Origin of the sequence: Phaeodactylibacter luteus (genome assembly GCF_007993045.1) — a bacterium.
Lineage (GTDB): Bacteria > Bacteroidota > Bacteroidia > Chitinophagales > Saprospiraceae > Phaeodactylibacter > Phaeodactylibacter luteus.
Genome location: NZ_VOOR01000003.1, coordinates 67,773 through 84,381 on the forward strand (window position 1 = coordinate 67,773; position 16,609 = coordinate 84,381).

Genomic DNA, 16,609 nt, shown 5'->3' on the forward strand with positions numbered 1-16,609 from the left:
TTAGCAAAGCGAGCAAGGGCATGAGCAGGCCAACCAAACAGCAGCCGCATATCGGGGGGGCATCCCCAGCGCTATCGGCAGCCATTTCTTAGTGGCCCCGCCTTACTGCCTCTGAACTCAAATCCGAAAAAGCACTTTAAGCATGAGGACCAAACTGTCTCAATTTGATTTTGACTTGCCGTCAGACCGTATTGCCAAGCACCCCGAAAAAAACAGGCATGATTCCAAGCTGATGGTCATTCACAGAGATAGTGGCAAAATCGAACATCGCCAGTTCAAGGACATCTTGGAGTATTTTGACGAGGGAGATACCATGATCTTCAACAATACAAAGGTTTTCCCTGCACGCCTTTACGGGCAGAAAGAAAAGACTGGAGCGGATATAGAAGTATTCCTGTTGCGGGAGCTCAACAGCGATTCCCGTCTTTGGGATGTACTAGTAGATCCCGCCCGGAAGATACGCGTTGGCAACAAACTTTACTTTTGCGACGAGCACGGCAATGAAGTCCTCGTAGCAGAGGTTGTCGACAATACCACTTCCCGTGGGCGGACCATCCGGTTTATTTACGAAGATTCGGACGAGGCTTTTCAGCGCGACCTCAACCGCCTAGGGACTACCCCGCTGCCCAAAGAGATCGGCCGGAAAGCGGAGCCCGCCGACCGGGACCGTTTCCAGACGGTATTCGCCAAAGAATTAGGGGCTGTTGCAGCGCCCACTGCGGGCCTTCACTACAGCGAAGAGCTGATGAAGCGCTTGGAAATCAAAGGCGTTGAATTTGCTGAGCTGACCCTTCATATCGGGCTGGGCACTTTCCGGAGTATCGACGTGGAGGATTTGTCTAAGCATAAAATGGACGCGGAGTACTTCCGGATAACGGACAGAGCGGTAGACACGGTGAACCGGTCCAAGACTGAAGGGCATAGGGTATGTGCCGTAGGCACGACAACGATGCGGAGCATTGAGTCGGCGGTTTCGGCTGAAGGCTTGCTGAAGGAAGCGGAAGGCTGGACCAACCTTTTCATTTACCCTCCTTACGAGTTCAGCATAGCCGATGCCATGGTCACGAATTTCCACCTGCCAAAATCCAGCCTTATGATTATGGTGTGCGCATTTGGAGGGTATGACCTGATCATGGAGGCCTACAAACAAGCACTGAAAGAAGGCTACCGATTCTTTTCCTACGGAGACGCAATGCTGATCCTGTAAGCTGTGAATTTAAGCGCTATCTTGGCCCTGCTGCCCGGCAGCAGGGTGCCCACACTGCTTCTGCTCAAAGCATATTTAGAGCGCTAAGCCTACGAACTGAAGGCTGCCCACAAAGAACATTAAGCCCGGCATATTTCGGGCTTTAACCCTTGCTGCTTATTATCCTGTGTAAACCCCAAACTTTACACCAGCTTCAAGAGCTGTTTCAGCACTGAACTATGCAACAAGGACACCCCTACTCACGGATATTCCCAAGCCTTGCCTTTGGGTTACTGCTGCCGATTTTCCTTTGTGGGGCTACCCCCGGCAGTACGGATCCTATCAAAGAAGTGCTTGTCCCGATCTGGGGGGAGCACATCCGTATTTCTTACCCTGCCCAATTCCTGCCGCCCTCCCCAGCTGCCATCGATGACCATGGCATACCCCACTTTTATCATCAGCTTGCAAAAAGCAACTACCATCCGCTGCTCTACAGCCTCCGGCAAGTACGCAGGACCCTAAAACTCAACGACTGGCTCTATTACCAGCTGATAGAAGCGGCTATAAAGCAGACTTTCTCCCACCGCAGCAAAGCTGACCGCACACTGACCGTCTGGTTTTTGCTGGCACAATCCGGCATGGACGTACGCATAGGCTACCGCGCCAAGGAAGTCTACCTTTATGCCTATAGCGATGAGCACCTCTTCAGGGTACCGCTCGTAAATGACGGCGGGCGCACCTATTTCAATCTGAGCACTCAACGCCAGGCCGTGCAGGAAGACGGGGCACCGCTGTATTTTATACTCTTCCAGCCCAACCCCAATGGCGCTTCTTTCCGCTTTGGGCTTCAGAGCCTGCCCCTGCTGCGCCCCCGGCCAGAACAACAGCAGCTGAAGTTTTTGGCAGACGGAGCATGGCAGCACCTAGAGGTGACCGTAGATGCTACCATGAAGATGCTAATGGAGCAATACCCTCAGCTGGATGAAACCGCTTACCTTGACATACCGCTCTCAGCAGCTTTGGAGCGCACACTCATCCCCCAGCTGGAACAGCTAATGATGGGGAAAAGCCCACAACAGCGAGCGGCTTTCCTGGCAGCCTTCACCCGTTCTGCTTTCGCTTACCAAGAAGACCACGCACAGTTTGGCTACAGCCGCCCTATGTCAGCCGAAGAAGTGCTGCTGCACCCTTATTCCGACTGCGAAGACCGGGTTGCCCTTTACGTGCAGCTCAGCAAGCACCTGCTTGGGCTCCCTATGCTCGTCGTCGCTTTCCCTGACCACCTCACCCTGGCCGTTGCGCTGCCGCAAACAAAGGGGGAGGCTGTCCGTTATGAAAACAGGAACTATTATTTCTGTGACCCGACCGGGCCGGCCTATTCCCAATCCATAGGGACCGTGCCCCAAGGTTATGAGAAAAGCCCCTTCCGCATATTGAAAGCCTACCCTTGACTAGGATACCGCATGGCAAAAAAGGAGGCTGGCCGCAGCCTAGCTGTCCGCAGGGCATACTGCTCATTATCAGCTGGGTAAAATATTTACTGCTCCGGCGAAAAATAAATCGCTCAGTATTTGGTTAGTAGGGCAGGTTTTTTACTTTTGCCGTTCGTTAGTGGGTGCCGCTTGCAGCAGCAGCTTATGATGCCCCTGTCTCATTGATGCAATGCACAGGAAGACAGGGGAAAACCTGATAAAGCCGCGCCCCTCGTTCTGAATGTTTTAGGAAAACACATAAATAATCCGATATATGTACTGGACTCTTGAATTGGCGTACCACTTGGAGGATGCACCTTGGCCAGCCACTCGTGATGAACTCATTGACTACGCCATCCGTTCAGGTGCACCCCTTGAGGTTATCGAGAACCTGCAGCAAATGGAAGACGAGGGGGAAGTCTACGAAGGCATAGAAGAAATCTGGCCAGACTATCCCCGCAAAGATGACTTCCTCTTCAACGAAGACGAATACTAGCTGTTTCGCAACCCCAGGCTATAGCCCCTAAAAAAAGGTTTTGCAGTGTACTGCAAAACCTTTTTTATTTGGGATTGCACACATTTTTCCCCAACTTCACTGTCACAAATTACCGGTAATGGTGTCAGCCGGTAGGCTAGTTCCTTTCTTAAGCAGAAAGGGGAGATTCTCCCCTCACTGTACCACAACAGCCAAAAAATGAAAAACCTACTGGAAATTGCGCGGGTCGTAACTAAACGGAAAGTGCGGAAAATTGAAATCTTTGACGACCACTCCCTGAAGCACAAGAACAGTATGTTCAATCAGTTCTACGAAGCGCTGAGGGATCAAAAATTCAAAAACGACCGGGAAGCGGCCCAAGCCCTTTATGGCTGTGGCCCCACAGATGCGAAGTACCGGCAGCTCAAATCGCGCTTCCGCAAACGCCTCCTCAATACGCTTTTCTTTCTCGATATCAACTTGCCTAAAACCGCTGACTATGACCGGGCTTATTATTCCTGCCATAAAGATTGGACCCTGGTCAAAACACTGTTGTGGTACGATGCCCCCCTTTCTGCCCTACAACTGGCCCGGCAAATCCTGACCGCCAGCCTGAAATACCAGTTTGCCGATATTATCGTGAACAGCGCCCGGATACTGAGAGAGCACAGCGCAGCCGAAGGCGACCTCAAAAGCTTTGAAGAGTATCAGGCTCATATTGACGCCTACCTTCCTGTTTTGCAGGCCGAGCTGACCTCAGAAGAGCTTCTCCAAAAGGTCTCCCTTATGATGAAACTCCCAAAGGTGGATGCCCTGACAAAGCTGCCAGAGATCAGATCTTATGGAGAACAGCTGGTCAAACTGACCGAACAGCAGCACTCCCCTGTGGTGCGCTTCAATATGTACCTGGTGTGGATTCATTACTATGAGCTGCAGCAGCAGTACGAAGCAATGATAGAAGTCTGCCGGCAGGGCATTCAATATGTGAATGACAACCCGGTCTACAAACAGCATAAGAAGCTCATTGCTTTCCATACACTAAAAATGTCGGCTTTCCTGCACCTGCAAAATTTCCGGGACGGGCGGACTACGGCAGAACAGTGCCTTAAGGACCTCGATAAAGGCAGCGAAGAGTGGTTTGCTTTTATGGAGTACTATTTCCTGCTCGCCATGCACACAGAGAACTTTACCCAGGCGGTCGCCATTTTCCGGGAGTGCTTTGGCCATTCCCGGTTCAGGAAACTCTCAGCTGCGGTACAAGATAAATGGCATATCTTCGATGGGTACGTCAACTACATCATCGAGGCGGAGGGCAAGCGCAATAAAATCTTGTTGATGCAAAAAGATAAGGCCTACCGGGCTTCTAAAGTCTTAGACCACCCTGCCATATACCCCCGCGAGCAGAAAGTCCTTACTTTGCATATGCTTGCCCTTCAGGTGCTGTTTTTGCTGGAAAGGCGAAAGTTTGGGGAAGCAGGCGACCGGATCGAGCAGCTCAAAAAATTTGCCAGCCGGCAATTGCGCAAGGATGACTACTACCGCCCGTTGCAATTTGCACGGCTGTTACAAAAATACGCAAAAGCTGGCTTTCAGCCTGAAGAGGTCACTTCGAGCGCTAAAAACCTACAACTGCTCCGGGAGCACCCTATGAATTACGACGGCACTATAGACAACCTCGAAGTCATTCCCTTTGAGCGCATTTGGGAAAGGGTTCAGACTTATATTCTCTGACTGGGGAGGGATTTAGCTGGAGCGATTTTACATCTTTGGTATTCCTCGGTATCTTCGGCCCCGGCAAAGCAATGAACTGTGAATAAAATTACTATCGCCATTGATGGCTATTCTTCCTGTGGAAAAAGCACCCTGGCAAAAGCTTTGGCTCAGCGCCTCGGCTATACTTATATCGATTCGGGGGCAATGTACAGGGCGGTCACCCTTTATTTTCTACGCCACGGCATCGCTGTAGAAGACGCCCAACGGGTCAAAAGCGCATTGGGTGAAATCCAAATCCGGTTTGACCTGGCCAACCGCACCTTGCTCAACGGAGAACTGGTCGAGTCGGAAATCAGGGAGATGCGGGTATCAAATTATGTGAGCGAAGTAGCAGCTGTGCCAGAAGTGCGCCGGGCAATGGTAGCACAGCAACAGGAAATGGGCAGTGAAAAGGGGATTGTAATGGACGGCCGGGATATTGGCACCGTGGTTTTCCCTAGGGCAGAGTTGAAAATCTTCCTAACTGCGGCTGCACAAATCCGTACCAAAAGGCGGTACGATGAGCTGCAGGCCAAAGGCGTGCCTGCTACGCTTGAGGATATAGCCCAAAACTTACAGCACCGCGACCACATCGATTCCACCCGGGAAGACAGTCCGCTCCGTAAAGCGGCAGATGCAGTTGTGATCGACAACACTAGCCTTGACCGGGATGCGCAATTGCAACAAGCCATAGCTTTGGCTCGGCAGGCAGGGGCGGCTTAGGCTTTTGGGAAGCAAAAAATACTGGGCGTGAACCAAAATGCCGTAGGCGTTTATGCTTTCCAGGCTTTAGGCTGGCATTGGCCTAGCGCTGCGAAGGGGGGTACGCCCGCTAGGGCCGAGCGGATAGCGAGCCCCGTAGCATAGCGGCACCTGCCATCAGGCAGGGGCAGGCCCCCATTACATCGTGTAGGGGCAGGCCTTTAAAAAAAGGACAATCGGGGTTGCGCCCAAAATACTTTGGTGAGCCTTCTTGAAACGCCAAAGGCCCAAGTTCGCGGGCCAGCCTAAAACGAAGACCGGCCGGAGAGCGCTAAGCTTTCCGGCCGGCCTGTAAAGGTAAAGCCCCGAAAACATCTAGATGTCTTTAACAGAATTGCGGTCCGCAAGAATGTCTTTTAGCTCTTTCAGGAACTTATACTGATGAGGAAGGACTTTTTTGAAAGCTTCCTTCACTACGAAATAAGTGCCTTTCTCCTCCATAGAACGGAGTTTGTCTTTAAGATATTGAGCATCCTCTCCAAGCATCGCTTTGAGGGAAGGGATTTCATGCCAGTCGCCTTCGACAGCCATAGCGTTTTCCAAATCTCCGCTTTCCTGAGCCACAGGGTCAAGCTCTATGAGGCGGTCTTCCTCCATTAGAGAACGAGACCGGTTGTCATTTACCTCGCCTTGGGGGATGCCCCAAGACTCTTCTTGCCCGCTTTTGTCATCATTGACCAAGAACACCTCCAGGCCTTTTTCGCGGAAGCGGTAAATGATCAGATTAGCTTTTTTAGATAAACTCATAACTATAGCGTTGGGCGGCGGTCAACCGCGAATTTGCTTAGAAACAAAAATGCTGCTGATTGGTTTTGGCCTGCAGCAACATAATCACGCAAATTAGGCCATTCCAGCTACATTGCCAAATACAGGCTATTGGCCCCTTGCCTGTTTTACGAGCTCTAACGCCGCCAAAGACAGGAATACGTCCCGTTCTTCTTCAGACAAATTATCCGGCACAAACTGGAAAGCCCTCTCGCTCAGCTCTTTGCCCACAGCATTGCCTGCCATCGGCAAGACGATGCTCCCGAGCTCCCGCTCTTCAGATACGACGGGCAACAGCTGATTGGCAGATTGCCCCAGACGAGCAAGCGGCTTGCCGTTCTTTGCACTATATAAAATATCATCTGCCTTAAGGGTGCCTAATTCGGTATTCCCTGCAGCAATCCGGACTCCATTTTTGCCTTTTACGAAAGAGTAGCTCTTCTCCGCAGTCTGCACAAACAATAGGCCCTGACCGCTGTTGCCGCTGTATTCTCGGAAGCTATATGCCATGACCGGCTCGTGGTAGATGGTGGTGAAAATGCCGCGCCCCTTTTTCCCCGAGCGCTTTTTGAAGGATTGCTCCACCTGATTGAGAGAAAAAGCGTCCATCTCTTCCCGTTTGAGGGGGACTAGCTCCCTTCCCCCTATCCAATCCTGCATTTCCATACGCAGTTCTTCCAGGTCCTTGAACATTTTTTTCTCTCCGGGAGGCAAGTTCGATAATGCCCGCCACAACAGCAAGACCCCAGCAAGGACCGCTAATAACGTAATGAGTGCAAAAAATCCCATAAGCCTTTTTTCATTCCATAGGCAGCAGAACGCCTGCCCGATGATTAAATCGCTGATCTCCATCCGGAGCGGCAGCCCATGAACGCAGAACGCCACCGATGATCGCAGTATCGGCAGGGTGGACAACTGAGAGCGGTGCGTGGTATATTTCTGTCAGCTCCGCTAGGGCTTTTTCTTTTGGCTCCCAATATAAAACACCCGGAGCAATAACATCGTTGAAAATCGCCCCTTTCAGCCGGCCGAGCTCCTCCCCTGCTTCATCTGACTGCCCTGCCGCCTCGTCCAAAAGCTTCAAGAGCTGCAGATGCCTGCCCCTTCCCAGCAGGCTGAACACCCTGCCCGCGCCGTCCTCCAGCTGCCAGCTGCCTAGCGCATAGCCAATGCTGTCAACAGGGAAAGCGCAGAAAAAAACTTCTAGCATATCGTCATCAGCTGACTCCAAGGTCTGCATAGCCGCGCCCCCGAAAACCCGATAGTCAAGATAAAAGGACAACTGCCCGTTAGGGCCAGCCGAAGGTACGACAGCAGGCAATGCCCCTCTGAGCAAAGCAAACTGTGCTTCCGGTTTTTGCGCTGCGGCTTGCGTGAGCGCTCTGCACAGCTCCTGCCCTTTTAACAGGGCGGTGATGTTTGCAGCAGCGCTTTGCTGCCGCTGCGAGAAGGCTGCTACGTACGCCCTCACCATCTGGGCCTCATCGGCGCCTGCGGCCAGCGCAACCCATTCTTCTACCGGCAGGCTATTGCGGATAGCAGTTGGGTGCACCCACCCTTCTCTTCCATCCTTCAGGTAGCAGTGCACCCACGGCATCTCGTAAGTGCGTTGCCCTACCTTGACCCGGGTGAGCTCCTGCCCTATCTCACCGCTCAGCCAAAGGGTATCCCCTTCAGAAAGTGTAGCGATTGCTTCCTGCATGGTGCCAGGGCCTTTCCTGACCTGGCTGAACGGCATCTCTACTACCGCAGGCCGGCCAGAAGGTGGTGCCGTTTTTTGCTGTGCTGTAGTATCCGGCTCGGGCCCATCACCCGAACAGCCCGGCCCAAAGCCTAAAAGCATAAAGATGGCAAGAAGACAGAAATGCTGACGGGCCATAAAAAAGAGGATTGTGTTTTTTGTAAAAGAAAGGCCCATCTGCAATGGCAAACGGGCCTGATTTTTTATCCACATTACTTCAGACGAGCGGGGCAAGTAAGCTGGCATAAACCAGATTATCGTTTTTGCCTGCCCAGCCTGCTTCGCGGAATGAGGCCAGCCCCTGTCGCAAGGATGGGGCCCTGCCCCTGCCAGCGGGCAGGTGCCGCTATGCTACGGGGCTCGCTATCCGCTCGGCCCTATCGGGCGTACCCCCCTTCGCAGCGCTAGGCCAACGCCAAGCTATAACCCGAAAAGCACAAACGCTTGCGAATTTTGGTTTACGCCCAGCAAGCCCAACTCCTCTGCGGGGCACTAAAGCTACCCCAAATAGGACTTCAGTGCATTCCGGTTGTAAGACTTGCGCAGGCGGCGGATAGCACGCTCTTTAATCTGCCGGACCCGTTCGCGGGTCAGGCCATATAAATCGCCTATTTCTTCCAGCGTCAATGATTTGTGCCCATTGAGGCCGTAGTAGGAAGACAGCACCTCTACCTCTCTTGGGGAAAGGATAGACAGGCCTTGCTGCACTTCATCCTTAAGCGATTGTTCCATCAGAGAGCCATCCGGGGCAGCAGAGCCCTCTTCATCCGCTGAGATCACATCCAGCATTGTGGAGTCTCCGTCTTCACCGCTCATCGGCGCATCCACTGAAACGTGGCGGCCATTGCCCTTAAGCATATTAGAAATTTCCTTAGGGCTGATGCCCAGCAAATCGGCCAGCTCTTCATGCGTAGGCTCCCGCTCGAATTCTTGCACAAAAGAAAGGAAGGCCTCATTGACTTTGTTGTAAGAGCCCACCTTATTCAGGGGCAAGCGGACGATACGGGAGTACTCAACAATGGCCTGTAAGATAGATTGCCGGATCCACCAGACCGCGTAAGAAATAAATTTAAAGCCTTTGGTCTCATCAAAACGGCGGGCAGCTTTCATCAGCCCTACGTTCCCTTCGTTGATGAGATCGCTGAGCGACAAACCTTGATTCTGATATTGTTTGGCCACCGAAACGACGAAGCGGAGGTTTGAACGGGTAAGCTTATCCAAGGCTTCCTGATCCCCTTGCCGGATACGGCGGGCCAGCTCAGCCTCCTCTTCCGGGGCAAGCATTGGGATTTTGCCAATATCGTTGAGATACTTATCCAGGGCGAGGCTCTCCCGGGCAGTAATTTTATTAGTAATTTTTAACTGACGCATACATTACGATATTTAGGGTACTTCCCGGCTAAAAAGCAGCGGGCAGAGGACGCCCCGGTGGCTCGGAAGTGCCTTGTTTGTCAACAAAGTGTACAATACGCAGGCGGTAATTCCGGGATTCGGTCTCCGGTAATACTGCTTTCTCCTTTGTTAAAATACGGAATAATTAGCTGAAAAGTTGCCCAAAGGAAAAAAACTTGACGGTTAGCGGAAAAACCCCGTTCAGGAGGTATCCGTATAAAATACAAGTATGCGTTCAAAAAGGTTCCCACTAAATTTTTTGCCCTAGTGCCTCAAGATGGCGCATAAGCAAAACCGGGCACCCCTAACTAAAGGAGCGCCCGGTTGCTCTTTTTCACAAAGCCTTTGCTAAAAGGCTGGCCGGTTAATCCCGGTCGTTGCGGTCGCCACCCTCACGCCCCGGGCGTGGCAGGAGAGCTTTGCGGGACAGCCGGATTTTACCTGTTTTTTTGTCTACGCCGATGAGCTTCACACGCACCTCGTCCCCTTCTTGGAAGACATCTTCCACTTTATCGATACGGGAGTGGGAGATTTCAGAAACGTGCAGCAGGCCGCTTTTGCCCATGAAGTCGACAAAGACGCCATAAGGCATGACCGTTTTCACCACTGCGTCATAGGTATCGCCTACAGAAGGCGTGAAAGTGATGCGGCGGATGCGCTCGAGCGCCTTGTCGATAGACTCTTTGTTTTCGCTGGCAATGCTGACCACCCCTTCGTCTCCTTCTTCTGAGATATTGATGACGGTGCCGGTCTCGGCCTGAATCTCCTGAATGACTTTGCCGCCCGGCCCGATAACAGCGCCGATATAGCTTTTGTCAATCCGGATTTCCACGATGCGCGGAGCATGCGGCTTAAGGTCTTCGCGCGGCGCTTCGAGGGTCTTCTTCATCTCATTGAGGATATGAAGGCGGCCGGCACGCGCCTGCTCAAGCGCTTTCTCCAGTTCTTCATAAGGCAGGCCATCAATTTTGATGTCCATCTGGCAGGCAGTCACTCCCTTTTCAGTGCCCGTGAGCTTGAAATCCATATCGCCAAGGGCATCCTCGTCGCCAAGGATATCAGAAAGGATAGCAATGCGTTTGCCGTCCGAAATCATACCCATAGCGATACCCGCTACAGGGGCCTTGATTTTGATACCGCCGTCCATGAGCGCAAGCGCACCGGCACAAACCGTAGCCATAGAGGAAGAACCGTTGGACTCCAGGATATCGGATACGATACGCAGGGTATAAGGCATCTCGTCTGGCAGGACCTGCTTCAGGGAGCGGGCTGCGAGGTTGGCGTGCCCAACTTCACGGCGGCCCGGGCCGCGCATTGGCTTGATTTCGCCAACGGAAAAAGCAGGGAAGTTGTAGTGCAGGATAAAATTGGAGAAGCCATGCTCCATAGCTTTGTCCACCATCAGTTCATCCTGCTTAGTGCCCAGAGTAAGGGAAGTCAGCGACTGGGTTTCACCTCTGGTAAAAACGGCAGAACCGTGGGCTGCAGGCAGGTAATCCACCTCGCACCAAATGTGGCGTACTTCGTCGTAGGCACGGCCATCAAGGCGGCGCTTCTCAGTGAGCACCATATCGCGGATGACCTCCTTCTTAAATTTGTTGTAATATTCTTTGAGCCAGCTGCCATGCTCTTCGATAAACTCCTCTCCCCGCTCTTCCTCAAGCTTAGCGAGCAGTTCTTCGATGATGGCTTTAAAGCTGGTGTTGCGTTCTTTTTTATCGAGATTGCCCGCTGCGATAGCGTGGATTTTATCCCGAGTCTCGCTCTCGATAATGGCTTTCACCTCATCAGGAGCCTGTGGCGATACAAATTCGCGTTTGACAGTGGCTTTCTCTCCTACTTTTTCTGCCAATGCCAACTGTGCCTGACACTGTACCTTGATCGCTTCATGGCCGACCTTGATGGCTTCGACCAACGCGCTTTCAGGCACTTCTTTGCCTTCGCCCTCCACCATCATGACGTTGTCCATAGTCGCTGCAACGATGATATCGAGGTCAGCATTTTCCAAGTCAGACTTAAATGGGTTGACGATGTACTGCCCATTAATGCGGGCCACGCGCACCTCAGAGATAGGGCCGGCAAAGGGGATGTCTGAAACAGCCAGGGCCGAAGAAGCAGCAAGAGCCGCAAATGCATCGGGCAGGACTTCAGGCTCGCCAGAAATCAGGTTGATGATGACCTGTGTTTCGTTCATATACCCATCAGGGAAAAGCGGGCGTATGGCCCGGTCTACCAAGCGGGAGATCAGCACTTCATAATCAGACAGCTTGGCTTCCCTGCGGAAGAAGTTGCCCGGGATGCGGCCCGCAGCGGCAAACTTCTCCTGGTAATCTACAGAGAGCGGGAAGAAGCTCTGCCCTTCTTTAGGTTCTTTGGCGGATACAACCGAGCAGAAAAGCATGGTATCGCCTACGCGGATAACGACGGAGCCGTCTGACTGACTGGCCAGTTTGCCCGTTTCGATAATAACGGTGCGGCCGTCGGGCAAGTCAAAGGACGTGGTGGTTGGAATCTGTTGTCCCATTTCTAAATTAAGTTAATTTGCTACGTGATCAATGGAGATTGAACGGGATCAGGGCTGAGTTCATTATGTTCCGGCAACTCGCAGTTAGCTGGCAAGTGGATACAACGCTTGAGGGAGGAATCATTATTGCGGTGAATGGCAGGAGGTCATCATCCTTCGCGGCCGGCACATGCTTTCGGCCCAACTTCCGTAATCTTTCTATTTTCTTTTCCTTTTTAGTCGGGAGCGAATATAAATATTTTCTGAGGATTAGCGGCTATTCCAACTAAAAAATAGAAGCTCCCTGTAACGCAAGAAGCACTTCCCGTTAGAGAAGTGCTTCTTGTTGCTTTTATCGGCGGATATTCCGGATTTCGAGTTTCTCGATCAATGCGCGGTAACCCTCAAGGTTCTTCTTCGCCAGGTAGTTCAGCAGGCGCTTGCGCTTGCCTACCAAAGTAAGGAGGGCCTTACGGGAAGCGTGGTCCTTTTTGTTGTCGTTCAGGTGCTTAGAAAGCTCCTTGATACGGTAAGTGAACAGGGCAATCTGAGCCTCTGTTGATCCTGTGTTCTTGTCAGAACCGCCGAACTCTGTGAAGATTTCAGCCTTTTTGTCTTTAGATAAGTATTCTGCCATGATTAAGTTTTAAGACCGTTAGTGATTACGAAAATCAGTTACAGCGGCGCAAAGGTAAGGGAATTCCTGAATTAAACAAGGGAGCAGCTGCATTTAATCAGCTCCTCCCCTGTCAGGATCATCTGGGCGTGAACCAAAATGCCGCAGTCGTTTATGCTTTTCGGGCTACAGGCGGGCATTGGCCTAGCGCTGCGAAGGGGTGGCCGAAGGCCAGACCCGAAGCCTGTAGGGCGAGGGGCCGAGCGGATAGCGAGCCCCGTAGCATAGCGGCACCTGCCCTTTCGGCAGGGGCAGGCCCATACCGCGAAGCAGGCTGGGCAGGAAAAAACGATACTCTGGTTTGCGCCCGATCATCTTGGTGGTGTTGCAGCTGGCCTAGTTCGCAGCCTTGAACTTCTTGATCGATTCCGTGAGGCGGGGCACAACGTCGAACAGGTCACCGACTACGCCATAGTCTGCCGCCTTGAAAAACGGAGCTTCGGGGTCCTTGTTGATGACGACGATGGTCTTGGAGCTGTTCACCCCGGCCAGGTGCTGAATTGCCCCCGAAATGCCGATCGCGATGTAAAGGTTCGGGCGGATAGCAACTCCGGTCTGCCCAACGTGCTCGTGGTGCGGGCGCCAGTCTGCATCAGCTACGGGGCGGGAGCAAGCTGTAGTCGCCCCCATCTGCTCGGCCAGGTCTTCCACCAGATTCCAATTTTCGGGCCCTTTCATGCCGCGCCCTGCAGATACCACGAGCTCAGCTTCTGGCAGAGGGGTACGGCCTTCCATCCGCTTTACCTCCTTCACCGTCACCTTGGGCGCAGGCACGTCTACAGAAAGCGCTTCCACAGCAACCTCGCTGCCCACTTCCTGCGGCTGTAGGGAGTTGCCCATAAGAGACAATACTTTTTTATCTGACCGGACTTCGTAAGTGGCGAATGCCTTGCCGGAGAATACCGGCTTGCGCACTTTGAAAACGCCCCCATCAACTACCGGCACAGCATTCACCGCAGGCACAGAGCCTGCTTTCAGCCGTACGGCTAAGCGCCCGAGCAGAGATTTGCCCAATGAAGTATGGCCAACAACGATAGTGCCTGCGCCTGCCTTTTCAGCCACCTGCGCGATCACAGCGGTATATACTTGGCTATCGAATTGATCCAAGGCGGTATCTGAGACATGGTAAACCTTTGACGCACCGTATTTGCCCAGCACTTCAGCACCTGTAGCCGTGCCCAATACCAAAGCTGCGCAGCTTGTGCCCATAGCTTGAGCGGTTTGATAACCATAGTGCACCAGCTCGTAGGCTGCCTTTTTGAACTGCCCGTTCTGCGTTTCTGCTAATACTAATACCATTATATATTTCGATTTCGAAGGTTCAGAGAATAAAGAAAATCTGCAGCTGCCTTAGCACCTGTTTGGCGCTTATATGGCTTTAGCCTCTTCGTGGAGCAAGCGCACCAGCTCGTCCATGTCTTCAGGGTCAATCAGCTTGACGTCGCCTTTTTTAGGAGGAAGCTCATAGTGAACCGCTACCGCAAGGTCATCCGCTTCTACAGGTGCTTCCACCTTCAGCGGCTTGCGCTTCGCCATCATGATGCCCCGCATATTAGCAATGCGCTGCTCGGCCAGCCCTTTGGCCGCACTGAGGACGAAAGGCGCTTTCACCTCTACTGTTTCGCTGCCGCCTTCAATATCGCGGGTGATAGTGGCTGTATCCCCGTCCATTTCCATATGGGAAGCATAAGAAACAAAGGGGGCTTCCATCAGCTCTGCAACCATCGCACCCACTTCGGAGCCGTTGTAGTCGATCGTTTCTTTGCCCAGGAATACCGCGTCAAAACCCTCTTTTTTAGCGTAAGCGGCAATCTGCTGTGCCACAAACATTGAGCTCGAGGGCTCTGCATCCACACGGACCGCTTCGTCCGCGCCTATAGCCAGAGCTTTACGGATGATGGTATCGTTTGAGGCAGGGCCTACATTGATCACGGTAACCGAGCCGCCCTGAGCTTCCTTCAGCTCTAAGGCGCGCACTAGTGCGTACCATTCATCGTATGGGTTCATAATAAACTGAACGCCAGTGGCATCAAATTGAGTGTCACCATCGGTAAATGCAATCTTGGCCGTTGTTTCAGGGGTCTTACTGACACAAACCAGTAGCTTCATGAAGTATATTTTTAATTGGTTTTCTTGGCAGGGCTTCTCGCTTATAGGCCCCACGATTCAAAACTTATGAAATTATGGCGAAGCTGTTTTTCAGCTGCCAAACTGCCTAACAGGGGCTGCCGGGCAAGCAGGGGCAAAACCACGAAGTGGGCGCGGAGCGGAATGCAGGCCATGCCTGCACGAAGCCTGGTAAAAAGGCCCAACGGGAAAGCCGGTGGGGCTTTTGAACCTGCCTACCTGCGGTACGCAGGCGGGCGCCGTGAGGTAGAAAAACAGCAGGTCAGAGATCATAAATTTTGAGTTGGCGGACCGCAACCTTCCCCAAGGCGGGGAAAGCCTGCCGGGCTTTCTGATTATTTCGGAGCGTAAACATACTCACTTTTAACGACATCTATATTTACGCTAGCGAAAATTCGCTAAACACTTATGAAAAACAATCATCCCATACAAAAGTTGACGGACTGCTGCGAAAATGGCTGCCTTACGTGAGGCATGTCACTGCACCGCAGCGCTATTTACTGCACCTTTGCCCCATCAACAGTACCAAAAAAGCAGTACCTTATGGAACAAGCAAAATTGATAGGCGTGAAGCCAGAACTTGCAGAGCAGCTGGCAGAAAAACTCAACATACTGTTAGCTGATTATGGTATTTTTTACCAAAACGTCCGTGGCTTTCACTGGAACATCAAAGGCCGGAAGTTTTTTGAGCTCCACCTCAAATTCGAAGAGCTGTACAACGACCTCCTCGTAAAAATCGACGAGGTGGCCGAGCGCATCCTCACACTGGGCTATTCCCCTGAGCACCGCTATTCCCTTTACCAAGAGAAATCCGGCATCACAGAAAGCCCGAAAATCACTGACGGGGACGAAGCCGTGCGCAATATACAGCAGTCGCTGTCTGCGCTCATCAGCCAACAGCGGGAGCTGCTTGAACTGTCTGGGGAAGCAGAAGACGAAGGCACCAACGCGCTAATGAGCGACTACATCCGCGAACAGGAAAAACTGGTTTGGATGTATACCGCCTATCTGGGGTAAGGGCGGCATGAAAGCCCCTGTGGCCTTGGCCTCAGCTGTTGGCCCTCCTTTTTTGGGCTGCCGCCCTAAACGTTTTCCCATCGCTGCGGGTTAATTCTGGCAAAACGGAACGCTATGTCAGACCGCCTGCAACAACTTTTAGAAATGCATCAGCAAAGCCCCAAGGATGAGTTCCTCCGTTTTGCCATCGCTAAAGAGCATGAAAAGTACGGGCGCAAGGAGGATGCCCTAAAGTGGTACCTACAGCTACAAGAACAGTCCCCTCAATACATCGGCACCTACTACCACCTGGGCAAGCTTTATGAAAGCCTTGGCGAGCCAGCCCTTGCTTTCCGGTCTTACACCACTGGCATGGAGGCGGCCAAGTCGGTTGGCGACCAACATGCCCTCAGCGAGCTCACAGGGGCTAGGCTAGCCCTGGGAGACGAAGAGGATTTTGAGTAAAAAAGGGGGCGCAATCCACGCCCCCTCCCTTATTGGCCAAAGGCCTAACTTAGAGCCTAATTGGAAATCTTACTGGTCGCAAACCAGATTGTCTTTTTTTGCCTGCCCCTTCCGCAAGGATGGGGGCCTGCCCCTGCCCCAACGGGCAGGTGCCGCTATGCTCCGGGGCTCGCTATCCGCTCGGCCCCTCGCCCTACAGGCCTCGGGTCTGGCCTTCGGCCACCCCTGCACAGCGCTAGGCCAATGCCCGCCTGTAGCCCGAGAAGCTTAAACGACTGCGGCATTTTGGTTTGCGCC

Annotated in this window: 15 protein-coding genes; 7 read left to right on the forward strand and 8 right to left on the reverse strand. The window is 52.5% G+C overall.

Annotated elements, in window-relative coordinates:
* The first annotated feature begins 142 nt into the window (after nucleotides 1–142).
* The 5 genes from queA (at nucleotide 143) to cmk (ending at nucleotide 5,608) form a co-directional block, all read left to right on the forward strand.
* Entirely contained in the window at nucleotides 143–1,207 is a 1,065-nt protein-coding gene (gene queA / locus FRY97_RS02060) for a tRNA preQ1(34) S-adenosylmethionine ribosyltransferase-isomerase QueA (protein ID WP_147165759.1), read from the forward strand.
* Nucleotides 1,208–1,425: 218 nt separating this feature from the next.
* Nucleotides 1,426–2,637 (forward strand): hypothetical protein, encoded by a 1,212-nt coding sequence (locus FRY97_RS02065; RefSeq protein ID WP_147165760.1) that lies wholly within the window; start codon nucleotides 1,426–1,428, stop codon nucleotides 2,635–2,637.
* 295 nt (nucleotides 2,638–2,932) lie between these two features.
* Nucleotides 2,933–3,154 (forward strand): DUF2795 domain-containing protein, encoded by a 222-nt coding sequence (locus tag FRY97_RS02070; RefSeq protein ID WP_147165761.1) that lies wholly within the window; start codon nucleotides 2,933–2,935, stop codon nucleotides 3,152–3,154.
* Nucleotides 3,155–3,352: 198 nt separating this feature from the next.
* Entirely contained in the window at nucleotides 3,353–4,864 is a 1,512-nt protein-coding gene (locus FRY97_RS02075; protein WP_147165762.1) for a hypothetical protein, read from the forward strand.
* Nucleotides 4,865–4,942: 78 nt separating this feature from the next.
* A complete protein-coding gene (cmk, locus tag FRY97_RS02080; RefSeq protein ID WP_147165763.1) occupies nucleotides 4,943–5,608 on the forward strand; it encodes a (d)CMP kinase in 666 nt (221 codons plus the stop codon).
* Nucleotides 5,609–5,962: 354 nt separating this feature from the next.
* Here cmk and FRY97_RS02085 read toward each other — a convergent pair whose 3' ends face one another.
* The 8 genes from FRY97_RS02085 to FRY97_RS02120 form a co-directional block, all read right to left on the reverse strand.
* Entirely contained in the window at nucleotides 5,963–6,394 is a 432-nt protein-coding gene (locus FRY97_RS02085) for an NUDIX hydrolase (RefSeq protein WP_147165764.1), read from the reverse strand.
* A 126-nt stretch (nucleotides 6,395–6,520) separates the two neighbouring features.
* Nucleotides 6,521–7,201: a hypothetical protein gene (locus tag FRY97_RS02090; protein WP_147165765.1), complete on the reverse strand. Its 681-nt coding sequence runs from the start codon at nucleotides 7,199–7,201 to the stop codon at nucleotides 6,521–6,523.
* A 10-nt stretch (nucleotides 7,202–7,211) separates the two neighbouring features.
* Nucleotides 7,212–8,291 (reverse strand): SH3 domain-containing protein, encoded by a 1,080-nt coding sequence (locus FRY97_RS02095; RefSeq protein WP_147165766.1) that lies wholly within the window; start codon nucleotides 8,289–8,291, stop codon nucleotides 7,212–7,214.
* Nucleotides 8,292–8,651: 360 nt separating this feature from the next.
* The gene (locus FRY97_RS02100) at nucleotides 8,652–9,524 is read right to left on the reverse strand and encodes a sigma-70 family RNA polymerase sigma factor (RefSeq protein ID WP_147165767.1); all 873 of its coding nucleotides are present in this window, start codon (nucleotides 9,522–9,524) and stop codon (nucleotides 8,652–8,654) included.
* A 385-nt stretch (nucleotides 9,525–9,909) separates the two neighbouring features.
* Complete coding sequence (gene pnp, locus FRY97_RS02105; protein ID WP_147165768.1) at nucleotides 9,910–12,069, reverse strand: polyribonucleotide nucleotidyltransferase; 2,160 nt, start codon at nucleotides 12,067–12,069, stop codon at nucleotides 9,910–9,912.
* Between the two features lie 331 nt (nucleotides 12,070–12,400).
* Complete coding sequence (rpsO, locus tag FRY97_RS02110; protein ID WP_147165769.1) at nucleotides 12,401–12,685, reverse strand: 30S ribosomal protein S15; 285 nt, start codon at nucleotides 12,683–12,685, stop codon at nucleotides 12,401–12,403.
* Between the two features lie 375 nt (nucleotides 12,686–13,060).
* Nucleotides 13,061–14,023, reverse strand: coding sequence for an electron transfer flavoprotein subunit alpha/FixB family protein (locus tag FRY97_RS02115; RefSeq protein WP_211356788.1), 963 nt, complete (start codon nucleotides 14,021–14,023; stop codon nucleotides 13,061–13,063).
* Between the two features lie 69 nt (nucleotides 14,024–14,092).
* On the reverse strand, nucleotides 14,093–14,833 hold the full coding sequence (locus tag FRY97_RS02120; RefSeq protein WP_147165771.1) for an electron transfer flavoprotein subunit beta/FixA family protein: 741 nt from the start codon (nucleotides 14,831–14,833) through the stop codon (nucleotides 14,093–14,095).
* A gap of 561 nt (nucleotides 14,834–15,394) precedes the next feature.
* Between FRY97_RS02120 and FRY97_RS02125 the strand changes: the two genes are divergently transcribed.
* Together FRY97_RS02125 and FRY97_RS02130 are read left to right on the forward strand one after the other, a co-directional pair.
* Complete coding sequence (locus FRY97_RS02125; RefSeq protein WP_147165772.1) at nucleotides 15,395–15,868, forward strand: Dps family protein; 474 nt, start codon at nucleotides 15,395–15,397, stop codon at nucleotides 15,866–15,868.
* Between the two features lie 114 nt (nucleotides 15,869–15,982).
* Nucleotides 15,983–16,312, forward strand: coding sequence for a tetratricopeptide repeat protein (locus tag FRY97_RS02130; protein ID WP_147165773.1), 330 nt, complete (start codon nucleotides 15,983–15,985; stop codon nucleotides 16,310–16,312).
* The last annotated feature ends 297 nt before the right edge of the window (nucleotides 16,313–16,609 follow it).

Coding starts and splice junctions, on each gene's coding strand:
- FRY97_RS02120 (WP_147165771.1), bottom strand. CDS start 14,833: ATGAAGCTACTGGTTTGTGTCAGTAAGACCCCTGAAACAACGGCCAAG.
- rpsO (WP_147165769.1), bottom strand. CDS start 12,685: ATGGCAGAATACTTATCTAAAGACAAAAAGGCTGAAATCTTCACAGAG.
- FRY97_RS02125 (WP_147165772.1), top strand. CDS start 15,395: ATGGAACAAGCAAAATTGATAGGCGTGAAGCCAGAACTTGCAGAGCAG.
- FRY97_RS02075 (WP_147165762.1), top strand. CDS start 3,353: ATGAAAAACCTACTGGAAATTGCGCGGGTCGTAACTAAACGGAAAGTG.
- FRY97_RS02085 (WP_147165764.1), bottom strand. CDS start 6,394: ATGAGTTTATCTAAAAAAGCTAATCTGATCATTTACCGCTTCCGCGAA.
- FRY97_RS02090 (WP_147165765.1), bottom strand. CDS start 7,201: ATGGGATTTTTTGCACTCATTACGTTATTAGCGGTCCTTGCTGGGGTC.
- FRY97_RS02095 (WP_147165766.1), bottom strand. CDS start 8,291: ATGGCCCGTCAGCATTTCTGTCTTCTTGCCATCTTTATGCTTTTAGGC.
- FRY97_RS02130 (WP_147165773.1), top strand. CDS start 15,983: ATGTCAGACCGCCTGCAACAACTTTTAGAAATGCATCAGCAAAGCCCC.
- FRY97_RS02070 (WP_147165761.1), top strand. CDS start 2,933: ATGTACTGGACTCTTGAATTGGCGTACCACTTGGAGGATGCACCTTGG.
- FRY97_RS02100 (WP_147165767.1), bottom strand. CDS start 9,524: ATGCGTCAGTTAAAAATTACTAATAAAATTACTGCCCGGGAGAGCCTC.
- pnp (WP_147165768.1), bottom strand. CDS start 12,069: ATGGGACAACAGATTCCAACCACCACGTCCTTTGACTTGCCCGACGGC.
- queA (WP_147165759.1), top strand. CDS start 143: ATGAGGACCAAACTGTCTCAATTTGATTTTGACTTGCCGTCAGACCGT.
- FRY97_RS02065 (WP_147165760.1), top strand. CDS start 1,426: ATGCAACAAGGACACCCCTACTCACGGATATTCCCAAGCCTTGCCTTT.
- FRY97_RS02115 (WP_211356788.1), bottom strand. CDS start 14,023: ATGGTATTAGTATTAGCAGAAACGCAGAACGGGCAGTTCAAAAAGGCA.